Below are 20,307 nucleotides of genomic sequence, written 5' to 3'. Positions count from 1 at the left end.
AAATGAATAAAATTTTTAGAGGAATAGATTGGTTAATGTTATTTTTATATTTGTTTATAGCCCTATTTGGTATAGCAAATATATATAGTGTTGATAGTTCGAGTGGAACTAAGCAATTAATTTGGCTTCTAATATCTTTAACGCTGGGCACTTCCACCTTTCTCGTTCGCCCGAAATTTTTCGAAAATTTTGCAGGTTTATTTTATATTCTAGGTTTATTCTTACTCGCAGGGGTTTTATTTTTTGGCAGTTATGTTAATGGAGCCAAAGCATGGTATAGAATCGGAGGATTTAGCCTACAGCCGGTTGAGTTAGCTAAAATTTCTACAGCTCTTATGTTAGCTAATTATATTGACTCACCTAATTTTAACATAAAAAATAATCAATCGTTAGCAATATCGTTTCTTATAATATTTATTCCTATTGTATTGATACTCTTGCAGCCGGATGTTGGATCAATACTTGTGTTTATAGCCTATTTTATTGCTTTATACAGAGAAGGTATGACCGGATGGCTATTTGTAATAGGATTTTATTTTTTACTATTGTTTTTAGTATCTATATGGATACCTTCTTGGATTATTATATTGATATTAGCTTCATTCATAATTGCATTCTTATTTATATTTAGAAAAAAAATTAGATGGAATCAGCAAATAAATATTTTATTTATAATAATATTTTTATCCATTTCAAGCCTAGTAAGTATATGTTCTCCATTTATATTTGAAAATTTACCTAAACATCAAAAAGAACGAATTTTAGTTTTATATGAAGGAGAAAGGAAATATAGAGATACGGCCGGATATAATCTTTTATATTCAAAAACAGCCATAGGGTCAGGAGGTTTTTGGGGGAAAGGATATAAACAAGGCAGTGTAACAGCAGGAAAATTTGTTCCAGAACAACAAACTGATTATATATTTTGTACAGTTGGAGAAGAATGGGGGTTTGTCGGATGCACCATTTTAATTTGTTTATATACTTGCCTAATAGCTCGTATATACTATTTAGCAGAAACTCAAAAAAGTGCATTTTCCAGAGTTATGGGATACTCATTAGCTTCTATTTTATTTATGCACTTTTTAATAAATATAGGAATGGTTATAGGTTTATTTCCAACGGTAGGTATTCCATTACCCTTTTTCAGCTATGGCGGTAGTTCATTACTAGGTTTTTCATTATTTATTTTTATTTTTTTACGTTTAAATTATTCAGATAGAAATAGACTTATATAATCAATAAAGATTCTAGCTAATTTTTGACCATCTAACTTTATTTTTATGATGAGACAAAAAGAATTTTCTTATCGGCCTGTTTTTTTCAAGCATAAGATCAGGATCTTCAAATAATAAATTGTCTACGCAAGATTTAGATAATGACACAATGGCTTTATCATGTATCAAATCAGCTTTATTAAAATTTATTGTACCACTTTGTTGGGTGCCTAAAATATTTCCGGGACCTCTTAATTCTAAATCTACTTCGGATATTCTAAATCCATCGTTAGTCTCACACATCGTTGAAATTCTTTTTTGTGCATCATTAGAAAGCTCCAACTTAGTCATAAGTATACAATAAGATTGATCAGCTCCTCTTCCGACTCTTCCTCTTAATTGATGTAACTGTGATAAACCGAATTTTTCAGCACTTTCAATGACCATTACACTAGCATTGGGTACATTTACTCCCACCTCAATAACAGTAGTGGCAATCATGATTTGAGTTTGATTATTGACAAAACGTTGCATTTCATACTCTTTATCAGCAGCTTTCATTTTTCCATGAATGATACTTATTTGATAATTGGGCATAGGGAAATCTCTTACTATGCTTTCATAACCATCCATAAGGTCTTTGTAATCCAAGGTTTCGCTTTCTTCGATAAGCGGATATACAAAATATACCTGTCTTCCTTTTTTGATCTCATTCTTAAGAAAACCAAAAACAGATAATCTGTTTGCGTCAGTTTTATGAAAAGTTTTTATTTCTTTTCTTCCTTTCGGTAGTTCATCAATTATCGATACATCCAAGTCGCTGTAATAGCTCATGGCTAATGTTCTAGGTATCGGAGTAGCGGTCATAACAAGTATATGGGGAGGTATTGTATTTTTACCCCATAACCGAGAACGTTGTTCTACCCCAAATCTATGTTGTTCATCAATAATAGCTAATCCTAAATTTTTAAATAGCACATTTTCTTCTAAAATAGCATGGGTTCCTACTAATATATTGATTTCACCTGATTGTAGTTTCTCAAATATAATTTTTCTTTCTGAAGTCGGAGTCGATCCTGTTAACAAATGAATTGTAATGTCCATTTCATTGACCAAATCGGTAATACTTTTAAAGTGTTGAACGGCTAAAATTTCAGTTGGAGCTATCATACAAGCTTGAAAACCATTATCTAATGCTAAAAGCATACATAACAAAGCAACCATAGTTTTCCCACTTCCTACATCGCCTTGCAATAACCTATTCATTTGAATATTTTTACTTAGGTCTTTACGTATTTCTTTAATTACTTTTTTTTGAGCATTTGTTAAAGTGAAAGGTAAATGGTAACTATAAAATTGATTGAAATAGTTGCCAACCTTTGTAAAAGGATGTCCTAAATTTTGACGTTGTCTATGAATTTTTTGTAAACCGAATCCCAGTTGAAAAAAAAACATTTCTTCAAATTTCAATCGATATTCAGCCTGTTGCAAAGCATTATATGAACTAGGAAAATGTATGTCTTCATATGCTTTTTTACGAGATATTAATTTATAATGCACTAAAATATCAGATGATAAATTTTCTTCAATTTGGTTTTGAATATTTAGTAAAATTTCTCTAATAGCTTTTTTAAAAAAGCGTTGATTAATACCTCTCTTTTGAATTTTTTCTGAACTAGAATAAACTGGTTCAAGGACAATAGGAGATAGTTTAGTTTCAACAGTTTTTTCAATTTCAGGATGAGCCATGGTTAATTTTCCATTAAAAGCATTGACTTTTCCAAACAATATAATTTCTTCATTTAACGGAATGCTCTTAATTAGCCAATTAGTAACATTGAACCATATAAGTTCCAATTTTCCAGTAGAATCTTCAAAAATTCCGGTTAATCTATTTTTTTTATTTATATTAGATTCCTTTAATGAAACTATTTTACCTTTTAATTGAATTTCAGCTGAAGAGACGCCAATTTGATTTATTTTATATATTTTACTTTTATCGACATATCTATAAGGGAAGTAATTTAAAAAATCTTCGCACGTGTGTATATTAAGCTGTTTTTTTAATAAATTAGCTTTTTCAGTTCCTATACCTTTAACATATTCAATGGAAGATTGAAGATATATCGTACTCATAATACAAAAATAAGAAACTACATTTAATCAACTTAAAATATACATATATAAAAAATGAGAAGGAATTATTTCCTTCTCATAAAATTTTATACTAATATCAAATTATTTAATTAAATTATTAATATTGGAAATTTTAGATGTTATTTTTAATATCTTATTATTTTTATCTAGCAAAAATATAGTTGGAGTACCTGTAACATTAAGTTCTTTTGCAAACTTACTATCCCAGTATAATAAATCAGAATCATTTAACCAAGGAGTTTCTTTTATAACATTTTCCCAATCCTCTTTATTATAATCTACAGAAAGTCCAATAATTTCACCACCAGAATTTTTGAAATTTTCATAAAATTGCTTAATAAATGGCAATTCTTGGTTACAATGTCTACACCATGATGCCCATACTATAATTAATTTATATTTGGTTTTAATATCATACAAATTTTGATATTTACCATTTAATTTATGGGTAAATTTTATATTTGGAATTATTTTTCCTTCTTTTATTGAATTATTAGTTTTAATGGTTTCTTTAAGTTCCGGACTAATTTCACAAGTTAAAGATTCTGCTCTTTTTATATATTTTTCTGCAAGATTATCAACTCCGTATCCATTAAGAAAATTGATAGTAGCTGATAGTATTTCTTGACCTCTGTTAGTATCTTCACCCACTTCATCTAATAAAATTTCTATAGCTTTATCAATCTTATTTTCCCAATCATTTTGAGTGGAAGCTCCGGTTGTGGACAATTTTAAATAATTGTATAAAAGAGATCTTCCTAAACCGGAAGTATCAAATTCTTCCCCATCATTCTTTAAATGATTTAATATTAAATTTTTATTCGAGAGAATGTCACCGTTCTCTATTTCTGAATTTTTGATAAGGTCAGAAGTTTTTATATAATATGTTAAAAAAGGATACTCGGAGATATCAGGTTGCTTTGTAGTAGATATTCTTTGAATTTCATTTTTTAGAGGTAGATAAAATTGGTCTTGTGAGTTATAATATTCTAAAAAAAATTGTAATTGATTAAGTATGGAATTTTTTTTAATATCAAAATTGATATAATCTTGGTATCTAACATTAATTAAATTACCAGGATTGTTTATACGAAACTCCCCCGAAGGACCGATTGAGGCGGTAAAATCGATATTGGTATTGTCAGATATAAAGTTGAAATTTTTTTTTGCGTCAAGTAATGAAATTTCAATTATTCCAGAATATTTTTCTTTAATAGGAACTGAAAAATCTCCTTTTGAATTGGTGGTTATATTTCCTATAAGTATATCATCAAATGCTCTATCTATTTTTACTAATATTCTTTTGTTAGAATAATTAGAGATAGAACCTTTAAAAACAAACTGTGCTTGAGTTAATAAGCAGGTGAGAATTAAAAAAGATGTAATTGAAATTTTTTTCATAAAAAAGCCTTGTTATTTTTAACAAGGCTAATTTATAAAATTAAATCTTTATATAGATTTTATTCTTCTCTTTTTATATATATAAAGTATTAAAAATATAGCACTTATAAATAAAAAAGGTACTATAAAATTGATGGGAGTAGTTTTGCCTGGGATACCAATTCCATAAGCTACCGAATCTCCTTCAGCAGATGGTATAGGTGGAACTTCTTCTGTTTCAACTACAACTTGCAATATATTGTAGGCAAAAGAATGGCTATAAACTAGGACTATAAGTATTATGGAAAATAATTTTTTCATTTCAAATTTACTTTATTATTTAACTATTTTTTTAGTTATTTTCTCACCGGTAATTTGATTAATTACTACTATAACGTACAAAGATGAAGATGTAGTATAAATTGGTAGTAGATAGTCATTATTCGTATTAATATTCTTTTCTGTAGAAATTAACTGACCTAAAACGTTAAAAATATTTACTTCAGCCTTTTGCCAATTTTTGTCAAATTTGACTTTATATTCATTTCCTGTCTTATAAATAGTAGTTAAGCCTGATAGGGCATTGATATCCTCATTTCCTAAGGTTCCAGGCTCTTTCCAAAAGATTTCGAATCTATCATTAGTAGATTCGTTAAGTTTTGTACTATAAGTAAAGTTTGTATCGATTTCTTTAACTACATTAGTTAATTTATCATGAAAATAAAATTTTGCATTTGAATTATCAAAATTTGTTTTTCCTTCATCCACTAAAGGAACCATATTTAATTTAAGCTCTGACTTAAATGTAAATTCATTTCCCTTATCATTATCATTCAGATTTATACCTACCGGTATAGCAATTCTAGAAGCATCATTTGAATTAATTACATTAATATATAATTTTGTATTTTCATATCCAGCTTGAATTCCTCCTGTATTTGATTCCGGTATAGTATATATACTTGTGTCATCGTTATTATTTAAACCTGTTGCTTCCCATTTATTTACTTCTCCGGTTATGAGATCGGAACCCGCTGCTACATAAGTGTTACCATAAAACGTATTACCTGAATATAATTCAAGATTTAACTGATATTTTTCATTGTTAACTGAATAGGCAGAACTTCTATTCATTTGTTCACTCCCTTTAGCGTAAACATTTCCTTTATCAAATTTATAATTTGATGATTTAAAAGTCTGAATACTACTATTTGTATACAAATTTACTTTTACTCTACTATTTGGGATAGTTTTTATAAAAAAATTGGTCATAGGAGGAATTACACTTAAATCGTCACCGAATACCGAGTCACCAGGACCGAAGGTTTGTCTTTGATATTTTGTCTTGTATCTTGTATACCCATCAACAACACGTTCCATTATATTACCGTCACTACCAATACCTATAATCTCATTATTTCTAATATTTTCTTTTAATAATTCATTTATATCCAAATTAGAAGTATACGGATTAACCATGCGCAACATATTAGTCCAATAGTTGGCATTGTTTAATTCGTCATTAGTAGTAGATTGATTAAAAGTTATACCGGGAACAAAAGGATCATTTAAATAGGTCCAATAATAGATACCATATCCGTTTGCGCTATTAGATCCAATTTGATATCCTGTACCGATTCTGTCGATAACAGAGAGGGACAGATTTGAAGATACTCCTCCATCATTAGGACTGGTTCCTGCAACATAAGGAGATCCAATAAATGAAATAATATCACTAAGGTTAGAACCACTAGCAAAACTTTCTGCTCTAAAAGAATAATGTTTTCCAGGAATAAATTTTTCATCTTTTTGGAAAGGATCAAATCTAAATCGATCTTCTCTCCAAGTAAAAACAGGATGTTTTAACCATTTAGTTGCATTGCCCCCGCAATTGTTGTTTATAGAAAATAAACCACATATTAAGTCAGGTGCATTGATACTTGAGTTTGAAACATCTTTTACAAATTGATCATAGGTATAATTTATAAATGGTGTTCCGAAAAGAATTTCACCAGATGTTCCAGTTCCATCCGGTAATTTTTTCTGTAAAGTTATTGTTCCAATACTGCGTTTATTAGTTGCAATAATTAATTGACCATACTTTTGTTCATCATCATAAGAAAGTACAAAATTTTTAGGAAGACTATTATTTTTTAAAGTACCATCTGATATTTTTATATTACCTTTATTGGTAAATACATCCGAACTGCTTTCTATAGTTATGTCACCAGTACTATATAGAGTCGTACCTTGACTCACAAAGAACTTCGCCCCACCCGTTGTGGTTATTTGTGAATTGCTTGCAATACAACCCAATACAAAAAGTAAGGGTATAAATTTTATTTTCATTTATTAAGTATTTATTAGTTAAAATTTATTTATTAAATATAATATATACTAGTAATGCAAAGATAAATAAAAATATTATTCACAAGCCATTTTTTTTTATTTTATTGATTTGTGTTTTGTTAAGATGACAAATTTATCCATATCTATAAATAAATTTCCTTTATAATTGTCAATATCATAACTAATTTGAGAAAATAAATTTTCGGCTATGCTTCTTAGTCCTCTTGCTCCTAAGCCTAAGAGCTGAGTTTCTTTTACAATTTCTTTTAAAACATCTTCAGTAATCGAAAGATCTATATTATCTAATTTAAAAAGGGCCTGATATTGTTTAATTATTGCATTTTTAGGTTTAGTCAAAATTTGAAGCATTGCATTCTCATCTAACGGCTCTAGATTAGTAATTACCGGAAATCTTCCCAATAATTCAGGAATAAGACCGAAATTTTTTAAGTCGGTTGCATTAACTTGAGATAAAATATGCTCTTTTTCAACATTTATATCGGTTGTATTACTAAATCCGATTGAGTTTTTATTTAGTCTGTTTGAGATTATTTTATTAATTCCTGAAAAAGCACCGCCCGCTATAAATAAAATGTTTTGTGTATTTACTTGAATATATTTTTGATCCGGGTGCTTTCTGCCTCCTTGAGGAGGTACATTAATAATACTTCCTTCTAAAAGTTTTAATAAGGCTTGTTGTACACCTTCTCCTGAAACATCGCGAGTGATACTAGGATTGTCACTTTTTCTACTAATTTTATCTATTTCATCAATGAAAACTATTCCTTGTTCAGCTTTTTCAACATTGTAATCTGCGGCTTGTAATAAACGAGTGAGAATGCTTTCTACATCTTCGCCGACATAACCGGCTTCGGTTAGCACAGTAGCATCTACGATTGTAAAGGGAACATCCAGAAGTTTTGCAATAGATTTAGCAATAAGTGTTTTTCCGGTGCCTGTTTCGCCAACCATCAAAATGTTTGATTTTTCAATTTCGACTTCCCGATCTACTTCTAAAGAATGAGCTAGTCTTTTATAATGATTATAGACCGCAACAGACAATGTTTTTTTTGCATTTTCTTGTCCTATTACATATTGATCTAAAAAATCTTTTATCTCTTTCGGTTTTTTTATTTGAAGTTCAAATGCTTTGTTTTCTTTGTGATTTTCTTCCTGAGCAACAATATGATGAGCCTGTTCAATACAGTCATTACATATGTGACCATGAAGTCCGGCTATTAACAATTGAACTTCCGATTTTTTTCTACCGCAAAAAGTGCATTTTTGTTCCATAAGCTTTTATAAAGCTGATATTAATTTAAAATTCAGGCTTCAAAATTAATTTACTTATTAAAATTGAAACCTGAAAATATTTTTAATTATTCTTTTAAAGAAAATAAATATGAATTATTTTTTATATAAAGTATTTTTAACCGCAGTAATTACTTGATTAACGTTTGGATACCATTTAGAAAATAAAGAGGATGAATAAGGTGCTGACGCATCTGCGGTTGTAATTCTTTTTATAGGTGCATCTAAATAATCAAATGCTTTTTGTTGTACCATATAAGCTACTTCGCTGGCTATAGAAGCAAACGGCCACTCTTCAATCAATAAAACCAAACGATTAGTCTTTTTAACTGAATTAATTACAGTATCATAGTCTAATGGTCGAACGGTTCTCAAATCTATTACTTCTGCACTTATACCTTCTTTTTCCAATTCTGTAGCTGCTTCTAATGCTACTTTCATTACTTTTCCAAAGGAAACAATGGTAACATCTGACCCTGGTTTCTTTATATCGGCAACTCCTATAGGTATTAGAAATTCATCTTCAGGTATTTCCATTTTGTCTCCATACATTTGCTCAGACTCCATGAAAATAACAGGATCATTATCTCTAATGGCAGATTTCAATAAACCTTTAGCGTCATAAGGATTAGACGGAACAATAACTTTTAATCCGGGACAGTTGGCAAACCAACTTTCAAAAGCTTGGGAATGGGTAGCTCCTAATTGTCCTGCTGAAGCAGTAGGACCACGAAATACGATTGGTACATTCCATTGTCCACCGGTCATTTGGTAAATCTTAGCTGCATTATTTATGATTTGGTCGATAGCAACCAAAGAAAAGTTAAATGTCATAAATTCTACAATAGGGCGGCATCCGTTCATAGCTGCACCGACGCTAATTCCTGTAAAACCACTTTCAGCAATAGGGGAATCAATGACTCTTTTGGCTCCGAATTCGTCTACCATTCCTTTGGATGCTTTATAAGCTCCATTATAATTAGCAACTTCTTCACCAATTAGAAAAATAGAAGAATCTCTTCTCATTTCTTCACTCATGGCTTCGCAAATTGCCTGTCTAAATTGAACTTCCTTCATTGTACTTTAAATTATTACGGCAAAAATACGAATTTTTTGTACAATCAAATTCTTTTATGTTTAAAAAAAAAGAAAATTTGTATAAAAATGAGAATTTATTTTGTATAAAATAAATTTCTGATGCTATTTTCTTATCTTTTATATTGTTAATGTGTTTATTTTACGAGGACTGGATATAAGAGATATAATTGTAAGATCTTTATCAATGATAAAATATAAATGCCTTTACATTTAAAAAGTCGAAGAATAAATATTAAAAAATAGAATTAATTTTTTATCATGATTTGATCTTTTATTTTGTTTAAAATATCAAAATTGTCTAAATTTCTTGTACAAGCCCAATCTTTTCTATAGCATGTCTTATTTCCAAAAATTGAGCAAGGTCTACAAGCAAGATCATTATTTTGTATGATATCTTTTTGTTCCTGGCCGTAACCTAAAAAACCGGCAAAAGGATGCGTTGCACCCCATATGGAAATAACTTTTGTTCCTACAAGAGAAGCAATATGCATATTAGCGGAATCCATAGTTACCATTACAGGCAATTGACTAATACAATTCATTTGCTCTTTTAAGGTGATTTTGCCCGATAGGGAATGTATGTTAGGGTGTAATTTTTGCCATGAATCAAGAATTTCCGATTCTTCCTTTCCACCTCCAAATAAAAAAATATGATAATTTTCTTTTGCTAAATTTACACATATTTCCTTCATCTTATTTAGAGGAAGCATTTTTTCTTTATAATTAGCGAAAGGAGCAATTCCGATAGAGTTTTCTTTTTTGATTGGACTAGTAGTAAGTTTATGAGATAATTGTAAATGGAATCCTAATTTTCTAAAAACATCGGCATAACATTCAGATACAGGGCGTAATGGAAATAGTTTTTTATTTTTTTTACGCGTCAATAATTTTCTTTCTTTTCGATTTTTATCTAAAGTAGCTATTTTTTTTACATATTTATATAAAAATAGCTTTAAAAATCTAGTTCTAAGTACATTGTGTAAATCTGCTATCATTGTAGGCTTATACTCTTTTAGCTCATCAGCGAGCTTTTTTAGTCCTACAATTCCATTATAGTTTTCAATGTCAACTCCTATAATGGTTGTATTTGGAATTGATTGAAAAAAGGGCGAAAAAAAATGACGAGTAACAATCAATAATTCTACTTCCTTATTTTGCTCTACAAATTCCCTTATAATGGGTACGGTCATTGCGACATCTCCCATTGCAGAAAAACGAAAGACTAAAATTTTTTCTTTAATCTTACTCACTTTTATCTAATTATTTTTTTGCAGAGTAAGCAATTGCGTAATATTTTATTTGTTTGATCATTGCCAATAGTCCATTTGCACGTGTAGGAGATAAGAATTCTTGCAGACCAATTTTCTCGATAAAATTTTCATCAGATTTTAATATGTCCTCAAATCGCTGGCCCGAATAAATACGCACTAAAATAGCAGCTATTCCTTTCGGTAAAATAGCATCAGAATCAGCTTCAAAAAACAATTTACCATTTTCCATTCTAGCATCCAGCCAAACTTGAGATTGGCAGCCTTTAATCAATTTATCTTCTGTTTTGATTTTTTCAGACATTTTCGGCAGAGATTTACCTAATTCAATAACATACTCATACCGCTGTTCCCAGGTATCAAATAAATTAAATTCATTTATTAATTCTTGTTGTATCTCCGAAATAGTCATGCTAAAAAAATTAAATTATTTGATCAAAACCTGTATAGGGAACCAATGCCTTTGGTATGGTAATGCCCTCACTTGTTTGATGATTTTCAAGCAAAGCAGCTAAAACCCTTGGCAAAGCTAGAGAAGAACCGTTTAGCGTATGGCAAAGTTTATTTTTACCTTCTGATTTATAACGTAGTTTTAAACGATTAGCTTGAAAAGTCTCGAAATTTGAAACAGAACTAACCTCTAGCCATCTTTGTTGTGCCGCTGACCATACTTCAAAATCATAGGTAATGGCTGATGTGAACCCTAAATCTCCTCCGCACAATCGTAATATACGATAAGTTAACTGTAACGATTCTAATAGAGATTTTATATGAGTAACCATTTCTTCCAAAGCCTGATATGAATTTTCAGATTTTTCAATTCGAACGATTTCAACTTTTTCAAACTGATGTAATCTATTGAGTCCTCTTACCTCTTTACCATAAGATCCAGCTTCTCTTCTAAAGCATGGAGAATAAGCAGTTAATTTTATAGGCAATTGATTTTCGTTTAGAAGTACATCTCTATAAATATTGGTTACAGGAACTTCAGAAGTTGGAATTAAATAAAGTCCATCTTCATTAATGTAATACATCTGTCCTTCTTTATCTGGTAGTTGCCCTGTTCCGTATCCCGATGCTTCATTGACAACGAAGGGAGGAACAATTTCCGTGTAACCTGCTTCAGCATTTTTATCTAAAAAAAACTGTATTAGAGAGCGCTGCAATCTTGCTCCTTTTCCTTTATACACGGGAAAGCCTGCTCCAGTTATTTTGACTCCCAGTTCGAAATCAATTAGATCGTATTTTTTGGTAAGATCCCAATGAGGTAAAGCATTAGTATCAATATTTTCATTAGCCGAATGTCTAAACACTTCTAAGTTATCTTCTTCATTAATTCCGGCAGGAACCAAATCGTTTGGAATATTCGGAACTTCATATAAAACAAATTTTAATTTCTCTTCCGTATCAGATAAATTTTGTTGCAATTTTTTTGTGGATTCCTTCAAAGAAAGGGTCATAGATTTTGCTTGTTCAGCTTCGTCTTTTTTTCCGTCTTTAATTAAAATTCCTATATCTTTTGAAATTTTATTCATTTCCGAAAGTTGTGAATCTAAATCAAATTGGATTTTTTTTCTTGATTCATCTAGTGAAAGAATTTCATCGATAAGTTCTAATTTGCTAAAATTTCTTTTCTTTAATCCAGCTAAGACCTTTTCTTTATTATCTTTAATAAATGCAACTTGTAACATAATTAATGTAAATCTTTAAAAGGCAAATTTAGTGTAAAAAAATAAATATTTAATAGAGATTAAAAATGGGATAATAAATATGTGTGTAGAAATTAAATTTAAGAGATGAATGTCACCATGTGCTTATGAAATTTTATGACTTTTTAGTAGCGATTGATGAATAAATAATTAAAGTTGTATTTTTAATAAAAAAAGTAAAAAAATACTTAGGGCAATTGTTCCATAATATATTGTTTAGGTGTTTTTCCATAAAATTTTTTAAAAGAAGTTATAAAATGAGAAGAACTTTTATACCCAACCGCTAAAGCTATTTCGTTTATAGGATATTTATTATACAGCATTTGATGAGCATGTTTCATACGCACGTTTGTTATATAATCATGAATAGTACATTTATTTAGAATTTTAAAGCCAGTTTTGAGTTTCAATTCATTTAAATGAATAATTTTAGAAAGTTGCTTAATTGTCGGAGGCTCTTCATAATGAGTATTTAGATAAGCTTCAGCCATATTAATCTTATCTAAATCTTCTTTTTTTATAAGATTAACCACCTTATACTTTGTAGATAATTCTGTTAAAATTAATAAAAATAATTCTTTGAATTTAATATGATAATAGCTGTGACCCAATACTCCAATTTCTGAATTTTTAACTATTTCACTTAATATATTTACGATATTAAAATTAACAGGTAAAAATATTTCACCAAAATTTATATAATTATCGGATTTTATTTTCCTATATAATATAGTTTCTGAAAACCATTTTTCATTTTTAAATATAGATAAAATAAATGATTTTGAAATAAAGATTCTTGTATAGTTTATGGTCTTTTTTTGACTAAACACCTTTATATCTATATTATCTTTATTTTTAAAAGCTAATTGTAAAAAACCTGATTGAATATCTTTTATAGTTTTAGTTAAAGGCTTAATTATTTGTACTTTACCTTTTAATAATAATGATAATTGTATATAGTCTTTTTCTATAGACAACGAATTTGCGAAATTGTTTAATACAGTAAAATTTTGAAAAATTATACAAAATCCACTGGTATGTATAACTTTTTGCAGCCCACTTGCACAATTTGTTTCAATATAATTTTGGTTTATAGTAATAGGGAAATTTATATTCAACTCATCTTGAATTTCAAGTTTTAACAGGAATTTCTTATCTATTTCAGAATAAATACGCATTATACTATTTATGTTATTTTTTGTACCAAATATGGTATTATTATATGTTATTTAATTTTACTTTTGCTAATAATCTTTATTTAGTCTAAACAAAGATAAGGAATAAAAAATATTTGAGAGATATAACTTACTACTCCATGAAATTATTGATAACTATTTTAATTATTTGTTCATTTTCAGATCATTTATATGCACAGTTTGGAATAATAGAGGGAAAAGTTAAATCACATAATATTCCTCTAAAGGAAATAAAAGTCGAAGTTGAAGGTACCGACTATGCTATTAAAACAGATCAAAATGGATATTTTAAACTTTTTTTACCTGAAGGGAATTATTTTCTCATTTTTTCAAAAGATGAGTATGAAAATCAGCGTCTTAATATTAGCATAAAAAAAGAAGAGAATAAAAATATTGTAATTGAACTTAAAACTATACAATATAAAGATATTGAAGATGTAATAATTAAAGGGAAAACAGCTATCCAAAAAACAAAAGAAATTCCTTTTAGTGTCACTGTATTAGATGCTAAATCATTTTATAATAGTTCATTGGATTTGGCGCATATGCTTGAAAAAGCTCCCGGAGTCAAAATAAGGGAATCGGGAGGAGTAGGTTCAGACATGTCTATCTCATTAAATGGTTTTACAGGTAAACATGTAAAATTATTTATGGATGGTGTCCCTATGCAGGGATTTGGAACAGCTTTTCAATTAAATAATATTCCTGTAAATATTGCGGATCGCATTGAAATATATAAAGGGGTGGTTCCTATTGAATTTGGTACAGATGCCATTGGAGGAGTAATTAATATTGTAACAGCACAAAGCGCAAATACCTACATGGATTTATCCTATTCATCAGGTTCTTTTAATACCTATAAAACCAATATTAATTTCGGTCATACAACAAACTCCGGATTTACAATTCAATTAAACGCTTTTCAAAACTATTCAGATAACAATTATAAAGTCAAAACCTCTGTATTAGATTTAAAAACAAATGTTTTTTCATCAGAAAAATTTTGGGTAAAAAGATTTCATGGTAAATATCACAACGAGACAGGTATCTTAAAATTAGGGTTTGTTAAAAAAAGTTGGGCAGATCGATTTTTAATCGGAATTACATTAGGAGAAGAATATGCCGATATACAAAATGCTAATTTGATGGAAATTGTGTATGGTTTGAAAAAAAGAATGGGAACGACTGTTATGCCTTCTTTGGTTTATGAGAAGAATAATTTTTTAATTAAAAAATTAAACTTCAAACTGACGGGTAACTATAATCGAAATTATAATAAAAATACAGATACGGCAGCGAGACAATATAATTGGTTTGGAGATTATGTACCAAAAAAAACTAAGGGAGAAGGAATTTATTCACTTTCAAAATTTTTCAATGATAATTATTCTGCTACAGCTAATCTAAGCTATAAGTGGAATGAAATGCATTCTTTTTCAATTAATGATGTTATAACAGATTTTAAAAGAAAAAAATCTGATCGGGTTTCCATAGTAGAAATAGGCTCTGTAAAAGACACAATGCGTAGAACCAATCTAAAAAATATTTTGGCGGGATCATATAAATTTAATTATCGAAATATATGGAATGCGATTGCTTTTGGGAAATATTATTATGAAAAAGTAAAGGGGCCTAAAAATATTTCTACTGTAACAAACGGTTCAAAATACGTTGAAAACACAGAAAAGTTTAATACCACTGGATATGGAATTGCATTTACATATTTTTTAAAAGATTATCAGCTAAAAGGATCTTTTGAAAAAGCGTATCGGTTACCAACAGATAATGAGCTCTTTGGAGATGAAGTATTAGAGATGGGTAATTCAGTTTTAAAAGCAGAAAATTCAATGAACTATAATATTGGAATGATACTCAACAAAGAATTTAAAAATTCCAATGCTATATATTTTGATATAAATGGATATTACAGAGATACTCGAGACTATATCCGGCGAATCATTGAGCAACATTATGGAACGGCAACCTATGTAAACCATGGAAAAGTGCGAAATATAGGAGTAGATGCAGAGGTTAAATTTTATTATAAAAATAAGTATATGATTGGAGGAAATATAACTTATCAAGATATAAGAAATAAAGAACGTTATTCCTCAATAAGTGGAAATAGAAAAGATATTACCTATAATGACAGAATTCCTAATGTTCCTTATTTTTTCGGAAATGTTGATGCAGCTTATTACATCAATAATATCGTACATAAAGGGAATAACTTAAGTATTGGGTACACATTTAACTTTATAGAGAAATTTTATCTCAACTGGGAAAGTTTAGGAACAAAAAAATCAAAATATACTTTACCCGGGCAATTATCTCATGATATAATCATAAACTATACTTTCAATAAAGGAGCATTTAATGTTTCATTTGAACTAAAGAATTTAACCAATGAATTTCTTTATGATAATTATAGCTTACAGAAGCCAGGAAGAGCTTATTATATCAAATTAAGGTATTTATTTTATCAATTACAAAAAAAATCTAAAAAATCAATATGAGAGATCTATTTTTTACAACGAAATTTTTTTTACTAATAACTATTTCCACATTTATAATAGGCTGTGGAAGTGATGACAATGTAAATGATTTTGACAATAACGGATATGATGATGCTACTCAAAAATTTGTAATAGCAGCTACCATGGGGAGTTCAAGCTATATGTTGGCATCAGATCATTTAGATACTGGTACAACAACTATGTCCAGAAATGGGTTAGAGGTTGGGAGAGTATTTACTCATTTTATAAATAATAATTATAAGTCTTTAGTAGGACTTGTATATGGACAAGGAGGAGCTTATGTTGGATATTGCTTCATTCTTGGACAAAATGGCAAGATACAAAAATTGAAAGGAGATGGAGATATGGGATTTCAGGTAAATAGCTATAATACTGTAGGGAACTTTGGAGATTATATGATTGCTGCAAGAGGTTCGCAAGCTTTAGCAGATGGAACAACCGGAGCCATATTCAGTTTTATTGAACAAAAAGGAAATGATTTATCTATCAAACAAAAGACATTACATACAAATAATATTGTTGGCAATGGTTATAATCCAACCATAAGTGGTATTGTGGATATTGGGAATGGAGAATTTCTTACTGCTTTAGTTACTCCTAATGACCCGGATAAAGTATACGTATTGGCATTAGATGAAGATTTAAATGTCAAACGAATTTATTCAGATGATAGAATCAGTTATTCTTCCGGTAGATGGCGATCCGCTATGTATTCTCAAATGGGTAAAGATGATTCCGGAAACGTATATGTTTTTTCAGGTTCTTTTGAAAGTGCAACGACAAAACCGGCTGGAGCTTTATGTATTAAAAAAGGAAGTACCTCATTTGATAAAGATTACTATTATAACATTGAACAGGCATCAGGTGGGTATAGATTTCGAAAAGTTTTCCATATAACTGAAGATTATTTCCTTTTAGAGTTTTATAATGATTTAGATTATTCAATTATAAGTTCTGCCTCTCAATATGCAATTCTAAAAATGAGTACAAAAACCTTTAACTGGTTAAGAGCAGGCTTTCCTTCAAAGGATCAAATCACGGCTACCGGATGGCCATTAAGCTGTGAAGGGAAAATTTATTTGCCGGTAACTACAACTAATGAGCAACCAACTGTGTATGTAATCGATCCGAAAACTACTTCCGCAAAACGAGGCTTGGTAGTTGAATCGGAAGGAATAACAGGATTGTCGCTCTTAAAAAAATAATAAAAAATAAAAACTCTTAAATAAAAGTATAGTATGAAAAAAACAAATGTATTCCAAAGAGTATTCTTAAGCTTTTTGGCCGGTTATATGACTTTATCATGTAGCAGTGATGATGATAACAATAATGCTAAAACTATCGGTCCTACAAAAACAGGAAAGTTTGTAGTTGCTGCCTCTCCTGGTAGTGGAAAGTTAGGGACAGGCACCTATTTTTTAGCTCTAGATCATTTAGATTCGGGGAAAGATAGTGTATCAGGAAATCTTAACTCTGTAAAAACTACCAGTTCTTTTACACAGATTGTAGTCAATAATTCTAATAATTTAGTAGGATTCATTTATCCGAATGGTTCAGATTTAGGACAAGGAAAATCTGGGTCAAGAGCATTTAAACTTTCTGGAGACAATAAGATTGAGGAATTAAAAGGTAGTCCATTTATAACAGGAAGGTTTTCAGTAACAGGCAATTTTGGAAAATACATCTATGCAATATCTAATAATGATAATAGTTACATCTATGAAAGAAATGGAGATAATATGACCCTAGTTGATAAACCTATAGATTTAGCATCCCATATGATTGAAGATAAAAAACCATCCATAACTGGAATTGCAGATAGAGGGAATAATGAAATTGCAGTTACTTTTAAATATACGAATTCAGATAATGTATTTGTAGCCTTTATGGATTATAACTTTACTATTAAAACGGTAATACAAGATACACGTATTAGTTTTTCCGGAGGTCAGTGGAGAGGAGCTATATATTCGCAAATTTGGCCAGATCAATCAGGGAATATCTATGTATTTTCTGGAGCAGGTTCCGGAAATAAAACTACCAAAAAAGCCGGTGCGTTAAAAATAAATAAGGGGGCTATAACATTTGATTCTGACTATTTTTTTGATATAGAAACTGCTGCAGGAGGATATAAATTTAGAAAAGTTTTCCCTATTACTCAAGATTATTATTTGATTGAATTCTATAATGAAACTTCTGATTCAGGAAACACATCTAGCGCTACTCGCTTTGCTGTGGTTAAAATGGAAAATAAGAAATTTAAATGGATTGATGGAATTCCGGACTATATTCAAATATCTAGTAACGGATGGCCATTAGCACACAAAGGTAAAATATATTTACCGTTAAACCTAGTAAGCGGTAATTCAGCCATATATGAAATTGATCCGGTGACTGGAATTGCTAAAAAAGGATTTGAGCTTGCAAGTGATAAAGAACATATCAGAGCCGTAACATACTTTGAAAATTAAGTACTTTTACTTAACTAAAATTTTAATAAAGCAGTTGATAATTATCAACTGCTTTAAACTATTATATTTTTATTTAGTCTATATTAAGTAATATTGCAAAAAAATGTAGATTTATACCCTCTACTAAAAAAATAAATAAATGAAAAGAATTCTTATAACCTTAGTATGTATTGCATCTACCTGGATGCATGCACAAATGAATAATACCTTATTGGATAATGACTTTTGGAAGAATAAACCTAATGTACAGATAGTTGAAGCGGAAATTAAAAAAGGTAATAGCCCAGTAGAATTTAATGATAATAAGTTCGATGCGGTTTCGGTTGCAATATTAAATGAAGCACCATTGGAAACTATTAAATATTTGATAAAGCAAAAGGGAAATGAAATAAATAAATTGACTCACGATAATAGAATTTATCTCCATTGGGCGGCGTTTAAGGGAAATACAGAATTAATTAAATATTTAATAGATAAAAAAAGTGACATAAATATTGAAGATTCTCATGGATTAACTCCTCTAGTATTTGCTGCAAATGCGGGACAAACTAATATAGAAATATACCGACTTTTTTTTAACGCTGGTGTAAATCCTAAAACAAAATATAAAAACGGTACTAATATATTACTGTTAGCAATACCGTATGATTCCGATCTTCGGCTTACAGCTTTTTTACAGTCCAAGGGACTTTCTCTTTCCGATACGGATGATAAAGGCAATACTGTATTTGATTATGCAACCAAAAAAGGTAACGTTGATTTGTTGAAAAATCTAAAGGATAAGGGAGTAAAATATACAAATAATGCTTTATTTATGGCCGCTGAGGCAACACGTAGGACGGCAAATACCATTGAAGTTTTCCAATATCTGGTCGATGATTTAAAAATTAATCCACTAATTACTAATGAAGATCAACAAACTGTTCTTCATATTCTCGCTAATAAACCTGATCAGCAGCAGATTATTACCTATTTTATAAACAAAAAAGTAGATACACAAAAAAAAGACAAAAATGGAAATACTGCTTTTATGATTAGTGCTTCTGGAAAAGATTCTAAAAATACAGAAGTATTTTTACCTTTTGTTAAGAATATAAATGATACAAATAACAAAGGTGAAAGCGCATTAATGCTTGCGGTTAAATCAAGTACTCCTGAAATGATATCTTTACTTCTAAATAAAGGAGCCAATATCAATCAAAAAGATAATAAAGGAAATAATTTAGCGTATTATCTTGTTCAATCTTATCATCCAAGAAATAAAGATTTTGATTCAAACTTAAATATGTTAAAGAATAAAGGGGTAAATTTCGGATTAAAACAAGAGGAAGGTAATACCATTTATCATTTAGCTATAATAAAAAACGATCTAAATTTAATAAAAAAGCTTTTTGATCTTAATGTAGATGTGAATATAGCAAATAACGAAGGTATTACACCTTTGCAAAGGGCAGCTATGGTAGCCAAAGATGATCAGATTCTAAAATATCTAGTATCTTTAGGGGCTAAAAAAAATGTAAAAACGGAATTCGGCGAAACAGCCTATGATTTAGCAAAAGAAAATAAAATTTTAACTCAAAATAATATATCTGTAGATTTTTTAAAATAAACTCG

General features: G+C 29.4%; 15 protein-coding genes. 5 read left to right on the top strand and 10 right to left on the bottom strand.

All coding sequences use genetic code 11. From position 1 onward, the window contains the following. Nucleotides 1–2: 2 nt before the first annotated feature. A complete protein-coding gene (gene rodA, locus Q0T35_RS00570; RefSeq protein ID WP_295810302.1) occupies nucleotides 3–1,238 on the top strand; it encodes a rod shape-determining protein RodA in 1,236 nt (411 codons plus the stop codon). A gap of 12 nt (nucleotides 1,239–1,250) precedes the next feature. On the opposite strand, the gene recG is transcribed toward rodA, so the two are convergent. The 10 genes from recG to Q0T35_RS00520 all read right to left on the bottom strand — a co-directional run bounded on the left by recG (nucleotide 1,251) and on the right by Q0T35_RS00520 (nucleotide 13,667). Next, nucleotides 1,251–3,344 (bottom strand): ATP-dependent DNA helicase RecG, encoded by a 2,094-nt coding sequence (gene recG, locus Q0T35_RS00565; protein ID WP_295840826.1) that lies wholly within the window; start codon nucleotides 3,342–3,344, stop codon nucleotides 1,251–1,253. A 111-nt stretch (nucleotides 3,345–3,455) separates the two neighbouring features. Next, complete coding sequence (locus Q0T35_RS00560; RefSeq protein WP_293919186.1) at nucleotides 3,456–4,775, bottom strand: TlpA disulfide reductase family protein; 1,320 nt, start codon at nucleotides 4,773–4,775, stop codon at nucleotides 3,456–3,458. Nucleotides 4,776–4,823: 48 nt separating this feature from the next. Then, nucleotides 4,824–5,075 carry a hypothetical protein gene (locus Q0T35_RS00555; protein ID WP_293919184.1) on the bottom strand — a complete coding sequence of 84 codons (252 nt, stop codon included), beginning with the start codon at nucleotides 5,073–5,075 and terminating at the stop codon, nucleotides 4,824–4,826. Between the two features lie 15 nt (nucleotides 5,076–5,090). After that, on the bottom strand, nucleotides 5,091–7,103 hold the full coding sequence (locus tag Q0T35_RS00550; protein ID WP_295840431.1) for a hypothetical protein: 2,013 nt from the start codon (nucleotides 7,101–7,103) through the stop codon (nucleotides 5,091–5,093). 96 nt (nucleotides 7,104–7,199) lie between these two features. Continuing rightward, nucleotides 7,200–8,396: an ATP-dependent Clp protease ATP-binding subunit ClpX gene (clpX, locus tag Q0T35_RS00545; RefSeq protein ID WP_295840429.1), complete on the bottom strand. Its 1,197-nt coding sequence runs from the start codon at nucleotides 8,394–8,396 to the stop codon at nucleotides 7,200–7,202. 114 nt (nucleotides 8,397–8,510) lie between these two features. Next, nucleotides 8,511–9,491: a pyruvate dehydrogenase complex E1 component subunit beta gene (locus Q0T35_RS00540; protein ID WP_295810296.1), complete on the bottom strand. Its 981-nt coding sequence runs from the start codon at nucleotides 9,489–9,491 to the stop codon at nucleotides 8,511–8,513. Nucleotides 9,492–9,757: 266 nt separating this feature from the next. Next, on the bottom strand, nucleotides 9,758–10,762 hold the full coding sequence (locus tag Q0T35_RS00535; protein WP_293917850.1) for a glycosyltransferase family 9 protein: 1,005 nt from the start codon (nucleotides 10,760–10,762) through the stop codon (nucleotides 9,758–9,760). Nucleotides 10,763–10,772: 10 nt separating this feature from the next. After that, nucleotides 10,773–11,192 carry a SufE family protein gene (locus Q0T35_RS00530; RefSeq protein WP_293917851.1) on the bottom strand — a complete coding sequence of 140 codons (420 nt, stop codon included), beginning with the start codon at nucleotides 11,190–11,192 and terminating at the stop codon, nucleotides 10,773–10,775. A gap of 10 nt (nucleotides 11,193–11,202) precedes the next feature. Beyond that, on the bottom strand, nucleotides 11,203–12,471 hold the full coding sequence (gene serS / locus Q0T35_RS00525) for a serine--tRNA ligase (protein ID WP_293917853.1): 1,269 nt from the start codon (nucleotides 12,469–12,471) through the stop codon (nucleotides 11,203–11,205). 206 nt (nucleotides 12,472–12,677) lie between these two features. Further along, a complete protein-coding gene (locus Q0T35_RS00520) occupies nucleotides 12,678–13,667 on the bottom strand; it encodes an AraC family transcriptional regulator (RefSeq protein ID WP_295840426.1) in 990 nt (329 codons plus the stop codon). 137 nt (nucleotides 13,668–13,804) lie between these two features. On the opposite strand from Q0T35_RS00520, the gene Q0T35_RS00515 reads away from it, so the two are divergent. The 4 genes from Q0T35_RS00515 to Q0T35_RS00500 all read left to right on the top strand — a co-directional run bounded on the left by Q0T35_RS00515 (nucleotide 13,805) and on the right by Q0T35_RS00500 (nucleotide 20,302). Continuing rightward, a complete protein-coding gene (locus Q0T35_RS00515; RefSeq protein WP_295840424.1) occupies nucleotides 13,805–16,201 on the top strand; it encodes a TonB-dependent receptor plug domain-containing protein in 2,397 nt (798 codons plus the stop codon). Then, on the top strand, nucleotides 16,198–17,427 hold the full coding sequence (locus Q0T35_RS00510; protein WP_295840421.1) for a DUF4374 domain-containing protein: 1,230 nt from the start codon (nucleotides 16,198–16,200) through the stop codon (nucleotides 17,425–17,427). Before Q0T35_RS00515 ends, Q0T35_RS00510 begins: the two co-directional genes overlap by 4 nt. Nucleotides 17,428–17,460: 33 nt before the next feature. Further along, nucleotides 17,461–18,693 carry a DUF4374 domain-containing protein gene (locus Q0T35_RS00505; RefSeq protein WP_295810283.1) on the top strand — a complete coding sequence of 411 codons (1,233 nt, stop codon included), beginning with the start codon at nucleotides 17,461–17,463 and terminating at the stop codon, nucleotides 18,691–18,693. Between the two features lie 139 nt (nucleotides 18,694–18,832). Continuing rightward, a complete protein-coding gene (locus tag Q0T35_RS00500) occupies nucleotides 18,833–20,302 on the top strand; it encodes an ankyrin repeat domain-containing protein (RefSeq protein ID WP_295840418.1) in 1,470 nt (489 codons plus the stop codon). Nucleotides 20,303–20,307 lie beyond the last annotated feature (5 nt).

The sequence above is a fragment of the uncultured Apibacter sp. genome (assembly GCF_946479295.1).
In the GTDB taxonomy this organism is placed as follows: domain Bacteria; phylum Bacteroidota; class Bacteroidia; order Flavobacteriales; family Weeksellaceae; genus Apibacter.
This window is presented reverse-complemented; position numbering and strand designations above follow the sequence as displayed.